The organism is Arthrobacter sp. C2 (assembly GCA_024207135.1).
Lineage (GTDB): Bacteria > Actinomycetota > Actinomycetes > Actinomycetales > Micrococcaceae > Paeniglutamicibacter.
The window spans coordinates 1,139,023-1,152,842 of sequence record CP042428.1 but is presented as its reverse complement, the minus strand read 5'-3'; the positions used below and the strand labels follow the sequence as shown (position 1 = coordinate 1,152,842).

11 protein-coding genes and 3 tRNA genes are annotated in these 13,820 nt (G+C 61.6%); 13 read left to right on the top strand and 1 reads right to left on the bottom strand.

The window, feature by feature from the left end; genetic code table 11:
- Positions 1-36 precede the first annotated feature (36 nt).
- The 11 genes from FPY90_RS05380 (at position 37) to thiL (ending at position 10,645) form a co-directional block, all read left to right on the top strand.
- Entirely contained in the window at positions 37-1,131 is a 1,095-nt protein-coding gene (locus FPY90_RS05380) for a branched-chain amino acid aminotransferase (protein WP_498684285.1), read from the top strand.
- Positions 1,132-1,226: 95 nt separating this feature from the next.
- A complete protein-coding gene (galE, locus tag FPY90_RS05375) occupies positions 1,227-2,342 on the top strand; it encodes a UDP-glucose 4-epimerase GalE (RefSeq protein ID WP_498684283.1) in 1,116 nt (371 codons plus the stop codon).
- 3 nt (positions 2,343-2,345) lie between these two features.
- On the top strand, positions 2,346-3,107 hold the full coding sequence (locus FPY90_RS05370; protein ID WP_498684282.1) for a fumarylacetoacetate hydrolase family protein: 762 nt from the start codon (positions 2,346-2,348) through the stop codon (positions 3,105-3,107).
- Positions 3,108-3,329: 222 nt separating this feature from the next.
- A complete protein-coding gene (gene gltX / locus FPY90_RS05365) occupies positions 3,330-4,835 on the top strand; it encodes a glutamate--tRNA ligase (protein ID WP_071215209.1) in 1,506 nt (501 codons plus the stop codon).
- Between the two features lie 19 nt (positions 4,836-4,854).
- Positions 4,855-5,625 carry an HAD family hydrolase gene (locus FPY90_RS05360; protein ID WP_498684280.1) on the top strand — a complete coding sequence of 257 codons (771 nt, stop codon included), beginning with the start codon at positions 4,855-4,857 and terminating at the stop codon, positions 5,623-5,625.
- A gap of 115 nt (positions 5,626-5,740) precedes the next feature.
- A tRNA-Gln gene (locus tag FPY90_RS05355) sits at positions 5,741-5,812 on the top strand.
- 68 nt (positions 5,813-5,880) lie between these two features.
- Positions 5,881-5,953: transfer RNA gene (locus tag FPY90_RS05350), tRNA-Glu, on the top strand.
- Positions 5,954-6,002: 49 nt separating this feature from the next.
- A tRNA-Glu gene (locus tag FPY90_RS05345) sits at positions 6,003-6,078 on the top strand.
- A 184-nt stretch (positions 6,079-6,262) separates the two neighbouring features.
- The gene (locus FPY90_RS05340; protein ID WP_498684277.1) at positions 6,263-8,002 is read left to right on the top strand and encodes a dynamin family protein; all 1,740 of its coding nucleotides are present in this window, start codon (positions 6,263-6,265) and stop codon (positions 8,000-8,002) included.
- Entirely contained in the window at positions 7,999-9,639 is a 1,641-nt protein-coding gene (locus FPY90_RS05335) for a GTPase (protein ID WP_498684276.1), read from the top strand. Before FPY90_RS05340 ends, FPY90_RS05335 begins: the two co-directional genes overlap by 4 nt.
- Positions 9,611-10,645, top strand: coding sequence for a thiamine-phosphate kinase (gene thiL, locus FPY90_RS05330; RefSeq protein ID WP_498684274.1), 1,035 nt, complete (start codon positions 9,611-9,613; stop codon positions 10,643-10,645). The genes FPY90_RS05335 and thiL overlap by 29 nt, the downstream gene beginning before the upstream one ends.
- A gap of 80 nt (positions 10,646-10,725) precedes the next feature.
- Here thiL and FPY90_RS05325 read toward each other — a convergent pair whose 3' ends face one another.
- Positions 10,726-11,445, bottom strand: coding sequence for an IclR family transcriptional regulator (locus FPY90_RS05325; protein WP_498684271.1), 720 nt, complete (start codon positions 11,443-11,445; stop codon positions 10,726-10,728).
- A gap of 112 nt (positions 11,446-11,557) precedes the next feature.
- Between FPY90_RS05325 and leuC the strand changes: the two genes are divergently transcribed.
- Positions 11,558-13,015: a 3-isopropylmalate dehydratase large subunit gene (gene leuC, locus FPY90_RS05320; protein ID WP_498684269.1), complete on the top strand. Its 1,458-nt coding sequence runs from the start codon at positions 11,558-11,560 to the stop codon at positions 13,013-13,015.
- A 9-nt stretch (positions 13,016-13,024) separates the two neighbouring features.
- A complete protein-coding gene (gene leuD / locus FPY90_RS05315) occupies positions 13,025-13,627 on the top strand; it encodes a 3-isopropylmalate dehydratase small subunit (RefSeq protein ID WP_498684268.1) in 603 nt (200 codons plus the stop codon).
- Positions 13,628-13,820 lie beyond the last annotated feature (193 nt).

The window sequence follows — 13,820 nt, the reverse complement described above, 5'->3', positions numbered from 1 at the left end:
CGCAACACCCTGTCGAAGAGGAAGCCTGACGGCATCATGGAATTCACCGAAGTTCTCTCAACACACCGTAAAAGCGATCAGGAACGTGCCGATATCCTGGCCAACCCAGGTTTTGGGGATTTCTTCACCGACCACACCACTGTCATCGACTGGGAGGCCAACGAAGAAGGCAAGGACGGTACATGGAGCAATGCACGCATTGAACCGTACGGTCCCATCGCCATGGACCCTGCGGCATCGGTCCTGCACTACGGCCAAGAGATCTTTGAAGGACTGAAGGCGTACCGCCACGCAGACGGAAGCGTCTGGACGTTCCGTCCGCATGCAAACGCCGCGCGACTCAACCGTTCGGCCGAACGGTTGGCGCTTCCTAGGCTTGATGAAGAAGTCTTCGTCGAGTCGTTGCGACGTCTGGTCAAGGCAGATATCCAGTGGGTCCCCTCGGGAGACGGTGAGGCTCTTTACCTGCGCCCATTCATGATCGCCACCGAAGCCTTCCTGGGTGTTCGTGCGGCTCGCCAGGTTTCCTACCGCGTCATCGCATCCCCTGCAGGAAACTACTTCGGCGGCGAATTGAAGCCGGTGGGCATCTGGGTATCCCACAACTACGCCCGTGCCGGTCGCGGCGGCACGGGAGCAGCCAAGTGCGGCGGCAACTACGCAGCATCCCTGATTGCCCAACTTGAAGCCGAAGAGAACGGTTGCAAGCAGGTGTTGTTCCTGGATCCATTCAACGACGAGGCAGTGGAAGAGCTGGGCGGCATGAACGTCTTCTTCGTCATGAAGGGCGGCAAGCTTGTCACGCCACGACTGACCGGAACCATCCTGGAAGGCGTCACGCGCTCCTCCATCATCCAATTGGCCAAGGACCGCGGCCTTGAAGTTGAAGAACGCACGATCACCCTCGGAGAATGGCGCGAGGGAATTGCCAGTGGCGACATCGAGGAAGTGTTCGCCTGTGGCACCGCAGCCGTCATCACGCCGATCGGTGTGCTGAAGAACGGTGACGAGCACATCGGTGATCCCGATGCACCCGCCGGTGCAGTGACGATGGCATTGCGCACCGAATTGCTTGGCATCCAGACCGGTGCCATCGAAGACCGCCACGGCTGGCTGGAACAGCTCGCGTAATCGCAAGACATTTGAATGGGTGGGATTCGAATAGAATCCCACCCATTCTGTCTATGTGGCGTAAAGACGGTTCAAAGTTTCATAGAATGAATGCCATGCGCATATTGGTCACCGGCGGTGCCGGCTACATCGGATCACACACAGTGCTACTCCTTCTGGAAGAGGGGCACGAGGTCCATGTCTACGACAACCTGAGCAATTCATCACCCGAGGCATTGCGACGTGTTGCGGAACTCACCGGCCACGACGCGCAGCTGCACATCGGCGACCTGCTGGACGAGCGCCGCCTGCAGGACGTTTTTGACACGGCGAAGCCCGAGGCAGTCATCCATTTTGCCGGACTCAAGGCGGTCGGGGAGTCGGTATCGAAGCCGCTGGTGTACTACCGCAACAACGTCACCGGCACCTTGAACCTGCTCGAAGCCATGGACGCCAACGACGTCCGGACACTGGTCTTCAGCTCCTCGGCCACCGTCTACGGCGACACGGTTGAACTGCCGATCAACGAATCCACCGCGTTGTCCGCCACCAACCCGTACGGACGCACCAAGCTTCACATCGAGTACATGCTTGATGACCTTGCTGCCTCCGATCCACGGTGGGCCATTGCCAAGCTGCGCTACTTCAACCCGGTTGGCTCGCACGAATCGGGCCGGATCGGTGAGGACCCGCAGGGAATCCCCAACAACCTCATGCCATACATTGCCCAGGTTGCGGTGGGGATCCGGGAGAAGGTCAGCGTGTTCGGCGGAGACTACCCGACCCCCGACGGCACCGGCGTGCGCGACTACATCCACGTCGTGGACCTAGGCGCCGGCCACCTGGCAGCGCTGGAATACCTGCAGGATCACGGTGGCCTGCACACGTGGAACCTGGGTACCGGCAATGGGTCCTCCGTGCTGGAGGTCATCCAGGCCTTTGCCCGGACCTCCGAGCGGGATATTCCGTACGAGATTGTCGACCGCCGTCCAGGGGACGTTGCCGCCAGCTACGCCGATCCGACGTTGGCCCGCGAGGAAATTGGCTGGAAGGCGGAACGTGGTCTCGAGCAAATGGTCGAGGACATGTGGCGGTGGCAATCCGGGAACCCCAACGGTTACCCGGAGGAAGCACCGGACGATCTCGACGAAGACGAAGTACAGGAAGACACTGGGGCCAAGTCGTCCGAGACGAAAAGCCATCCTGACGTCGACGACACCACTAAGCTGTAACCCATGCGTATAGCTCGTTTTGTCGTTGACAGTGACCCCATGTACGGCGTCGTGGAAGATGACGAGGTCATCGTCATTGCCGGAGACCCGTTCTTCCAAGGAATCAAGCCAACCGGTGCCAAGCACAAGCTTGAAGACGTCCGCCTGCTTGCCCCGATCATTCCCCGCTCCAAGGTCGTGTGCTTCGGGCGCACCTATGCTGACCATGCCGCCGAGCTCGGCAACTCCGTGCCCGCCGAGCCCTTGATGTTCCTGAAGCCGAACACCGCGGTGGTCGGCTCCGGCGATCCCATCACCTTGCCGAGCTTCTCCGAGGAAATTTCCTATGAGGGTGAGCTTGCAGTGGTCATCGGACGCATCTGCAAGGACGTCCCGGCCGAGAAAGCCCAGGACGTGATCTTTGGCTATACCATTGCCAATGACCTCACCGCACGCGATGCCCAGCGCACCGACGGACAGTGGGCGCGAGCCAAGGGCTGGGACGGATCCTGCCCGCTGGGTCCGTGGATCCAGACCGATCTGGACCACGACGACACACAGCTGACCACCCGCCTGGACGGGAAAGTCGTTCAGGACGGCAACACCTCAGGAATGGTGTGGGGGATCAATGACCTGGTGGCTTATGCCTCTGCCGCCTTTACCTTGCTGCCCGGTGACGTGATCCTCACTGGCACACCGGCAGGCGTCGGTCTGGTCACCGAAGGACAGCGCGTTGAAGTCGAGATCGAGGGAATCGGTACGCTGAGCAACACGTTCCGCCGCTAATAGTCTTTTGGGTGGATTTCAGGAATTCGTTTCCTGATTTTGAATACGTGCGGTTTGGCATTACTGTTTTCCAGTCGGCTTCTTTTTTGCCATCGAAGCTGACACCACACTGTGATTGGCCCCGGTAATTCGGGGCCAATTGCTCTTAAGCGACTGATTTAGCCTCGCAACCGCTGCGTGCTGGCCGGTTGATTTCCTGTCCCGGCATAGAATGGTCACATCATGACTGATGTATCCCTCATTCCCACCGTGACCGATGAAACCCCCGTCCGCGTACGCTTCTGCCCGTCTCCGACCGGCACACCGCACGTAGGCCTGATTCGCACCGCCCTGTTCAACTGGGCCTATGCGCGCCACACCGGCGGAAAGATGATCTTCCGCATCGAAGACACCGACGCCAAGCGAGACTCCGAAGAGAGCTACCACCAATTGCTTGATGCGTTGGATTGGCTTGGGATCACCTGGGATGAGGGTGTCAACGTCGGGGGACCGCACGAGCCATACCGCCAGTCCCAGCGCGGCGACATCTACCAAGATGTCATTGCCAAGCTGCGCGCCGGCGGCCACGTCTATGAATCCTTCTCCACTCCCGAAGAGGTCGAGGAACGCCACAAGGCAGCAAGCCGCGATCCGAAACTGGGCTACGACGGCTACGACCGCGACCTGAGCGAGGAGCAGATCGCTGCATTCCGCGCCGAGGGCCGCGAGCCGGTGCTGCGCGTGCGCATGCCGGATGAGGATCTGACCTTCACGGACTTGGTCCGCGGGGAGATCACCTTCAAAGCCGGCTCGGTTCCGGACTTCGTGGTGGTCCGCGCCAACGGACAGCCGCTCTACACACTGGTCAACCCGGTCGATGACGCGCTGATGGGCATCACCCACGTGCTCCGTGGCGAGGACCTGCTTTCCTCCACCCCGCGCCAGATCGCCTTGTACCGTGCCTTGATTGCCATTGATGTGGCGAAGTACATGCCGCTCTTTGGCCACTTGCCTTACGTGATGGGCCAGGGAAACAAGAAGCTTTCGAAGCGCGACCCCGAATCCAGCCTCTTCCTTCACCGGGACCGCGGCTTCATTCCGGAGGGCCTGCTGAACTACCTGTCGTTGCTGGGCTGGTCGCTGAGCGCGGATGAGGACATCTTCACGCGGGACCAGCTCATCGAGGCGTTCGACGTCCACGACGTGCTGTCGAACCCGGCCCGCTTTGACATCAAGAAGGCCGAGGCCATCAACGGCACCCACGTGCGCATGCTGGAGCCGGAAGACTTCCGCGCCCGTTTGGTTCCCTACCTGCAGGCCCACGGCTTGGTGGGGGAGACGCTCACCGATCGCCAGAACGAGATCCTTGCCGAGGCGGCACCCCTTGTCCAAGAGCGCATCACGCTCCTGGGCGAGGCGCCGGAAATGCTCGAGTTCCTGTTCAGGGAGGATTCGTCCATTGAACCGGCAGCCGACGCCTTGAAGGGTCTCCCGGAGAACACCGCCGAGGTTCTTGACGCCGGCCTGGCCGCGTTGGAGGCTGCACCCGAGTGGAGCGCCGAGACCATCCAAGACGTCTTGAAATCCGCCTTGGTCGAGGGGCTTGGCATCAAGCCTCGCCACGCCTTTGGACCCATCCGCACCGCGGTGTCGGGCAAACGCATCTCCCCGCCGCTCTTTGAATCCATGGTGATCCTAGGCAAGGAATCATCCCTGAGCCGCGTACGCGCATTCCGGGCCACCCGGTAACCAGGAGCAAACAAGAATCGTGCATAACGCGACCAACGCCCTCAACCCAACTCACGGAGCATCCTCCGCGGCCCGGGTTGAGGGCGTTCTTTTTGACATTGACGACACCCTGGTGGACCTGAACTCCGCCTCGATCAAGGGCTTTCACCAGCTCACAGCAGAAGACTTCCGGGATATTCCAGCCGCACTGCGCGAGCATGCGGCCCGGGACTATGCGGATGACGGTGCCGGGGCCTACGAGCGCTACATGGCCGGGGAACTGACATTCCTTGGCCAGCGCGCCGAACGCATCCGCCGGGCCTATGGACTCGTGGGCGTGGAAGCGCCACCGGCCGAAGCCATCGCAGTGTGGAGCGCCCGCTATGAGGACGTGGTCCAAAGCATGTGGGCACCGTTCCCCGATGTCCATGACTGCCTGGATGCGCTGGATGCGCTTTCCATTCCCTACGGAGCCGTCAGCAACAACGTGGAGGACTACCAGCGCAACAAGCTGTTGCTGGCAGGTCTCGAGCGCATCGCGGTGCTCGTGGGTTCAGACACCGCCGGTGCGCCAAAGCCGGATCCACGTCCGTTCCATGCCGGGTGCAGGCTCTTGGGAACCAGTATCGACGCCACGCTGTATGTGGGCGACAACCCGGTCAACGACGTGCAGGGTGCCAAGGCAGCGGGACTGCAGGGAATCCTGTTGGATCGTGCGGCAGATCACAAATACGGGCCTGCCGGAATTCTGCAAAATCTCGGATCCCTGGCGTCGCTAATCCGCGGAAATCCGGGGTTTTTGGGTGCCTAGGCACCTAGTGAGCCCCCGATTTGTACTTTCTGCGGATCCGCCGGTATAGTTATTTCTCGTGCTGAGGCGCAGGAAAGCTTCCGAAAAGGAAAGCCGGAGAGCGAATCAAGCGCTGTGGGGTATGGTGTAATTGGCAACACACTGGTTTCTGGTACCAACATTCTAGGTTCGAGTCCTGGTACCCCAGCGTCACGGTCTTCGCGAAAGCGGAGACCGGTCTGCTTGGGGGATGAAAGTCCTCCAAGCAGAGCATACGGCCCCATCGTATAGCGGCCTAGTACGCTGCCCTCTCACGGCGGTAACGCGGGTTCGAATCCCGCTGGGGTCACGATTCAATTGAATCGGACGGCAACAGTCCTAAAACGTTGCAGCTATGCGGCCCCATCGTATAGCGGCCTAGTACGCTGCCCTCTCACGGCGGTAACGCGGGTTCGAATCCCGCTGGGGTCACCAGCGCAAAGGTTCCAAACCAAGGTTTGGAACCCTTTGTATTTAACCGGTAGTTTCTGATTTTTCCCGGCTAACTCCACACAGCTTGCGGATAAAGAGCCCAAGTCTTTGGCATGATGTAGTGGTGACTACTAGTAATGGCTCCGGACCCGAAGGTTCGCCACACGTCTCTGCAGTTCCAGCAGACATGGAAGCCATCAATCTGCTCACCGACGTGCGTACCGATCTATCGGGCAACATCCTTCCTTTGGACATTGTGGGTGTTGCCCAGATCCGTGAAAACGCCCGCACCGCAGTTGAACAGCTCGACGACTACATCCTGCCGCGCTACCGCAGCCTGGATGCACCGTTGCTCGCCGTTGTTGGCGGATCCACCGGTGCCGGAAAATCCACGCTCGTCAACGCGATTGTGGGCCACCCGGTGACCCGCGCCGGCGCGATCCGGCCAACGACACGCCAGCCCATACTTCTGCACCACGAGCTGGACCGCCCCTGGCTGGAAAACGACAGGATCCTTCCCGGCCTGCGCCGCATCACCGGAACCACCCTCAGCCGCAACCAATCGATTCCGGCGAGCCACGCCGGCGCCACCCCGGACGCCGCCCTGACCGATTCAATCATCCTGCTCCAGGATGATGCCGTCCCGCGAGGCCTGGCGATCTTGGACGCCCCGGACGTGGACTCCATCTCGGATGAAAACCGCCGCCTCGCCGGTCAGCTGCTGGCCGCGGCAGACCTATGGATCTTTGTCACCACTGCCAACAGGTACGCGGACGCCGTTCCCTGGAAACTTCTCTCGGAGGCGGCAGGTCGCAATGTCACCGTCGCCGTCGTCCTGGACCGGGTTCCTGCCGGAGTCGAGGACGAGATCGCCAATGACCTGCGTGGCATGCTCCAGCGAGAAGGACTCGGCGGGGCCGAGCTTTTTGTGGTTCCGGAGCTCAATCTGGACGAGATGGACATGCTGCCGGGTATCGCCGTTGCGCCGCTGAAGGCGTGGCTGGGCGAACTGGCGGATAACAGCGAATCGCGCGCCGCCATAGCCCGCCAGACCCTTGCCGGGGTTCTTGGTAAGCTTGCCGACCGCGGGGACGTCATTGCCGTGGCCATGGGGGAACAGGATGCCAGCGGCAGCAGGCTGGCCCAATACGCGGAGGAAGCCTTTGCCCAGGCCCACGCCGGAATCCTCGCCAGCGTTCAAGACGGAACCTTGCTGCGCGGAGAGGTCCTGGCGCGCTGGCAAGACTTTGTGGGAACCGGTGAATTCTTCCGATCCCTTGAATCTGGAATCGGCAGGTTGAGGGATCGGATCGGTGCCTTTTTCACCGGCAAGCCCAAACCCGTCGACAATGTCGAGGCCGCCATCGAAAGCGGCCTGCATGCCGTCGTCGTCGACCAGGCCGCCAAGGCGAGTGAAACCACCGAGGAACGCTGGAGAGCCGACCCCGCTGGCCAGGGGCTGGTCGGCACCGCCAATCTCGGAGCCCTCTCCGCGGGCTTCTCCGACAGGGTTGCCGAGCAGGTGCGAGCCTGGCAGGGAGACCTGTTGGGCATCATCCGCACCGAGGGCGCCAACAAGCGCATGACCGCTCGCATGGTGTCCTTTGGCGTCAACGGGGTTGCCGTTGCGCTCATGGTTGTGGTATTTGCGTCCACCGCTGGGCTGACCGGGCTGGAAGTCGGTATTGCGGGCGGGTCGGCAGTGGTCGGGCAAAAACTTCTCGAGGCAATCTTTGGGGAGGACGCCGTGCGCAGGCTTACCAAGCGTGCCAAGGATTCCCTGGCGGCCCGGTGCACCGATCTTCTCGAGACGGAGAAGGAACGTTTCCTTGTCCGTTTACAAGGTATTCCCAGCACCGAGGACGCCAAACGAATGAAACAGAATTCGGCTGCCATACGCCGACTGGCCCGGGAGCAAGGTGCATGAGCCGCCGCCGTCAAACCACGACCACCAGCCCGCTCGAGCTTCGGCTAGAAGCTCTCAAGGAAGCCACGGAGTTGGGGGCCGACCGCATCGACGTTGCGGTGAGTGAAGCTTCCTGGAAGATGCTCGAACGCGCATCAACGCGCAGGACACTTTCCGCGGAACACACAGTGGTCGGATTTTTTGGAGCCACCGGCAGCGGAAAGTCTTCATTGTTCAATGCCGTCGCCGGACAAGACCTCGCGAAGACGGCAGCAACCAGGCCAACCACAAGCCAGCCACTGGCCGGAATCTGGGGCCGCACCGGTTCCGATCCGCTGCTTGATTGGTTGGGCGTTCAGGAACGCCATGTGCTTGACTCACCCTTGCGCCTGGAAAAGAAGGGCTTCTTTGGATCGGAAAAGGAAGCAAGCGGGCTGATCCTCCTTGACCTGCCGGACTTCGATTCCACGGTCGCAGCAAACCGCGAAATTGCCAGCAAGCTTGCCGGGCAGGTCGACGTGTTGATATGGGTCCTTGATCCACAGAAATATGCGGATGCCGCAGTTCACCACGACTTCATCCGACCGCTGGCAACCCACGGTTCGGTCACCCTGGTGGTGCTGAACCAGATCGACAAGCTCAGGGACAATGAGCGTCAACCAGTGATGGATTCCTTGCGCTCGATACTCCTGGCAGACGGCCTGGCCAACCCAAGGTTGCTGGGGGTCTCGGCGCTGACCGGCGAAGGCCTGGACCCATTGCGCCAGGAAATTGCCCGAGTGGTCACTGAACGCGGGGCCACCACACGCCGGCTAACCGCCGACGTGGCGGGCATTGCCGAGCGGATGGGCGAAGGCTCTTCCATGAAAGAGCTCGCTCTTCCTTCGGAACCCGCGAAGAAGTCGCTCACGGGCGAACTGGCAGCAGCAGCCGGGGTCGACACCGTGGTGAATGCCGTGCGAAGCTCGTATCGTCTTGATGCCCACAAGAAAACCGGCTGGCCACCAACCCGGTGGCTGGCAAAGGTTCGTCCGGATCCGCTGCGCCGGCTCAACCTAAAGAGCACGGAAGTGAATCCGAAGCTCAACCGCACCTCCTTGCCGGCCCCCGGCGCCGCGCAAAAGGCTCAAGCCGATACCGCGGTCCGCCGCTATGCAGACCAAGCCGGTGAAGGTGCACCCGAGGCCTGGCAGGGTTCAATCCGGCGTGCGGCGCGAGCGGGCCAGGAAACCCTGCCCGATGAATTGGATCAAGCCATTGCCAACACCGATATCGGTGCAACGAAGGGCGCCTGGTGGTGGCCGGTGGTCTCCGTCATCCAATGGATTTCGCTTGTCACTGCCCTGGCCGGAGCGCTCTGGCTGGGGGCGTTGTTCGCTTCGCAATACTTCCAATTCACTGTGCCCGAGGTTCCCAAGATAGAAGGGTTCCCCGTCCCCACGCTCATGGTCGTCATCGGCATACTATTGGGAATCGTCCTGGGGCTCGCCACGGGACTGGTTGCCCGGATCGGGGCGGCGGGGCGTGCCCGAAAGGCCCGAAAAGCTCTCCAAGCCTCCGTGGCAAAAGTCGCGAGCCGAGCGGTCATTGAACCAGTCGGCGCTGAAATCACTAGACACAATCTTTTTATTGGAGCATTGGAACGTGCCAGAAACTAATGTACTAACCGTCGGAAGTCTTGGGGAAAGCGGACTGTTGGCAAGGATCCTGCCTCGCCTCAAAGGTGCACCTGCCCTGCTCGGACCGGGAGACGACGCCGCACTGATCTCGGCACCTGATGGCAAGTTCGTGATCACGGTAGACACCCTGGTGGAGAACCAGGATTTCCGGTTGCGCTGGCCCAGCGGATTTGAAAGCAGCGGCTTTGACATTGGATGGAAGTCGGCTGCCCAAAACCTGTCGGACGTGAATGCCATGGGGGCATTTGCCACGTCCGCGGTGATTTCCCTGACACTGCCCCATGAAACACCGGCATCCTGGGTGGAAGACCTAGCGGAGGGATTCAGCGCGGCCGTTCGCGACCTTGGCGCCAGCCATTGTTCAATTGCCGGGGGAGACCTCGGCCGGGGGAGCGAGCTATCCATCACGGCGGCCCTCACGGGAAGCCTTGCGACCGAAAAGCCGGTGTTGCGCAGCGGCGCAAGGCCGGGTGATGTGGTGGCGGTCAACGGCGTCTTGGGAGTTGCCGCCGCAGGCCTATCACTGCTTGAGTCCCAGGTCTCCCACCTCGAGTGGACCGAAGCCGATCGCGTGCTGGTCTTTGGCCAGCGTTGTCCGGCACCGCCATTGGCCGCCGGCCCGGAAGCTGCCCGTGCCGGAGCGACCGCCATGATGGACATCTCGGACGGCTTGATCAAGGACGGGCGTCGGATGGCGATTGCCAGTGGCGTGGATCTTGATTTCAACACCCAGACAATGGTCAAAGACCTTCATCGCCTGGCTCCCGCTTCCGAGCGCCTTAAAAGGAATCCCATGGATTGGGTGCTCGGGGGAGGAGAAGACCACGGACTACTGGCCACGTTCCCGAGTGCCGAGAATCTGCCGAAGGGTTTCCGGGTGGTAGGCACGGTCAAGAAAAGCGCTGGTGGCATCAACGGGCCCTTGGTCTTGCTTGATGGCAAGCAAACTCAATCCCCCCAGGGATTTGACCACTTCGACGGCTGAGCGGGCAGGCCTCGTAAATCTCCCAATGACGTACATGCCCAGGCATTAAGGTACAGCCCTCTTGCAGACGGGCATCGTTGCTAATCGCCGGTCTTGCGAAGTGCGTCACTCAGGGCATTGGCCGTCTGGACCACCACTTCCTGGTGCGCCCGGCCCGGTTGGCGGGAAAGACGTTCGATCGGTCCGGACATGGAAACCGCGGCGATGACACGACCCGAAGGCCCTCGGACGGGCGCCGAGACCGAAGCCACTCCGGGCTCACGCTCACCGAGACTTTGGGCCCAACCGCGGCGCCGGACTCCGGCAAGAATGGTAGGGGTGAACCGGGCTCCGTGCAGCCCATCCAACAAACGTTCGTGGTCCTCCCACGCGAGCAGGACCTGGGCGGCAGAACCGGCTTTCATGGAAAGCTGGGTTCCTACGGGAATGGTGTCCCGCAAGCCAACGGGACGTTCGGCTGAGGCCACACACACGCGGTAGTCTCCCTGCCGGCGGAACACCTGGGTGCTTTCGCCTGTGGAGTCGCGCAATTGGAGCAGCAGCGGGCCGGCCGCGGCTATCAGGCGGTCCTCACCGGCCGCCGAGGCCAGCTCGACGAGACGACCGCCCAGCACGAACCTGCCGTGGATGTCCTTGCCCACCAACCGGTGGTGGACCAAGGCTTGTGCCAGGCGGTGCACGGTGGGCCTCGAAATATTGGTCAGTGATACGAGCTGGGCCAGGGAGGTGGGCCCCGCTTCAAGGGCATTGAGGATGAGGGCCGCTTTGTCGATGACGCCAACGCCACTTGATGTGTCCATAGTTTGATATTGCAGTCTCACTATTTGAGATGCAAGTCCGTGTAGTGGATATTACGAGGGTTGCGATGGAACAGTTGAGACATAGGATTTTAATCAAGTGAGGGAGTCGGTCATGGCCGCACACCAGGCAGCACAGACGCTGGCCGAAAAAGTATGGAACGCGCACGTGGTGCGCAAGGGAGACGGGGCAGGCGCTGCGCGCCAGCCCGACCTGATCTATATCGACCTGCACCTGGTTCACGAGGTGACTTCCCCGCAGGCATTCGAGGGCCTTCGCCTCGCCGGGCGCCCGTTGCGCCGACCCGACCTGACGATCGCCACCGAGGACCACAACACCCCGACGCTGGACATTGACAAGCCGATTGCCGACCTGACCAGCCGCACGCAGATCGAGACCCTGCGCAAGAACTGCGCCGAGTTCGGCGTGCGCCTGCACTCCCTCGGTGACAAGGAACAAGGCATTGTCCACGTGGTCGGACCCCAGCTGGGCCTGACCCAGCCGGGAATGACGGTCGTCTGTGGCGACTCGCACACCTCGACCCATGGTGCCTTTGGTGCCCTGGCGTTCGGCATCGGAACCTCCGAGGTCGAGCACGTGATGGCGACCCAGTCGTTGTCCTTGAAGCCTTTCAAGACCATGTCGATCAACGTCGAGGGAACACTGAAGCCGGGTGTGACCGCTAAGGACATCATTCTGGCCGTGATCGCCAAAATTGGCACCGGCGGCGGACAAGGCTATGTCCTGGAATACCGGGGTTCGGCCATTCGTGCGCTTTCCATGGACGCCCGCATGACCATTTGCAACATGTCGATCGAGGCGGGCGCCCGCGCCGGTATGATCGCACCGGATGCAACCACCTATGAATATCTCAAGGGCCGCCCGCACGCACCGCAGGGTGCCGACTGGGACTCCGCCGTGGCCGAATGGGACACGCTGGCAACCGATGAGGGTGCAAGCTTTGACGCCGAGGTGTTCCTGGATGCCGATACCTTGGAGCCCTTCGTCACGTGGGGCACCAACCCGGGCCAGGGAGTCTCACTTTCGGAGACCGTGCCGGCCCCCGAAGACTTCGAGGACGAGAATGCCCGTGCGGCCTGCGAGCGTGCGCTGGAGTACATGGACCTGAAGGCCGGGACGCCCATGAAGGAGATCCGGGTGGACACCGTCTTCCTGGGTTCCTGCACCAACAGCCGGATGGAAGACCTCCGTGCGGCCGCCGCGATCATTCAGGGTCGGGAAAAGGACCCCGAGATCCGGATGATCGTGGTCCCGGGTTCCGCGCGTGTTCGCCTCGAGGCCGAGGCCGAGGGCCTGGACAAGATCTTCAAGGACTTTGGTGCCGAATGGCGTTTTGCCGGATGCTCCATGTGCTTGGGCATGAACCCGGACCAGCTCGCGGAGGGGGAGCGTTGCGCTTCCACGTCCAACCGCAACTTCGAGGGTCGCCAGGGCAAGGGGGGCCGCACCCACTTGGTCTCCCCGCTTGTCGCCGCGGCCACTGCCATCCGGGGGACCTTGTCCTCGCCGTCCGACTTGGATGCCCCTGCCGCGTCCGCAAAAGCAGCCTAAGGATTCATCATGGAGAAAATCACCACCCATACCGGAATCGGCGTCCCGCTGCGCCAAAGCAATGTTGATACCGACCAAATCATCCCGGCGGTCTACCTCAAGCGCATCACACGCACCGGTTTTGAGGACGCCCTGTTTGCCGGCTGGCGCAAGGACTCTGCCTTCATCCTGAACCAGGAGCCGTTCTCCAAGGGCTCCGTCCTGGTGGCCGGCCCCGACTTCGGCACCGGGTCTTCCCGCGAACATGCGGTGTGGGCCCTGAAGGACTACGGCTTCAAGGCAGTCCTTTCGTCGCGCTTCGCTGATATCTTCCGCGGAAACTCCGGCAAACAGGGATTGGTAGCCGCCGAGGTTGCCCAGAGCGACATCGAATTGATCTGGAAGGAAATCGAGAACCATCCCGGCACCGAGGTCACGGTTGACCTCGAGGCACGTACGGTCACGTGCGGATCGATCATTGCCCCGTTCGCCATTGACGATTACACCCGCTGGCGCCTGATGGAGGGGCTCGATGATATCGGCCTGACCCTCCAGCATGAGGAAGAGGTTACGGCCTTTGAAGCCCAGCGTCCGGCCTTCAAGCCAACTACCTTGCCGGCACGTTACTCCTGAGTATTAGCTCACCGCGTAACCGGCTCTCATGTTCCGCTCATAGTCGCTGATCACCGGCGGAATGCGGTGGATCCGGCAGGTCTGACGCCCTGAGACGCGACCGGCGTTACACCTTCCATGCAGCCCCCGGCAATGTCGGGGGCTGTATGCTTGCTTAGTCTTACCTTCGGTTTCGAAGGCCAAACAATTGTGG

What these genes read in the sequence shown, in the direction of transcription:
- FPY90_RS05340 (WP_498684277.1), top strand. Translation starts at nt 6,263, where the DNA reads ATGGAAGCCATCAATCTGCTCACCGACGTGCGTACCGATCTATCGGGC.
- galE (WP_498684283.1), top strand. Translation starts at nt 1,227, where the DNA reads ATGCGCATATTGGTCACCGGCGGTGCCGGCTACATCGGATCACACACA.
- leuC (WP_498684269.1), top strand. Translation starts at nt 11,558, where the DNA reads ATGGCCGCACACCAGGCAGCACAGACGCTGGCCGAAAAAGTATGGAAC.
- gltX (WP_071215209.1), top strand. Translation starts at nt 3,330, where the DNA reads ATGACTGATGTATCCCTCATTCCCACCGTGACCGATGAAACCCCCGTC.
- FPY90_RS05370 (WP_498684282.1), top strand. Translation starts at nt 2,346, where the DNA reads ATGCGTATAGCTCGTTTTGTCGTTGACAGTGACCCCATGTACGGCGTC.
- FPY90_RS05335 (WP_498684276.1), top strand. Translation starts at nt 7,999, where the DNA reads ATGAGCCGCCGCCGTCAAACCACGACCACCAGCCCGCTCGAGCTTCGG.
- leuD (WP_498684268.1), top strand. Translation starts at nt 13,025, where the DNA reads ATGGAGAAAATCACCACCCATACCGGAATCGGCGTCCCGCTGCGCCAA.
- FPY90_RS05325 (WP_498684271.1), bottom strand. Translation starts at nt 11,445, where the DNA reads ATGGACACATCAAGTGGCGTTGGCGTCATCGACAAAGCGGCCCTCATC.
- FPY90_RS05380 (WP_498684285.1), top strand. Translation starts at nt 37, where the DNA reads ATGGAATTCACCGAAGTTCTCTCAACACACCGTAAAAGCGATCAGGAA.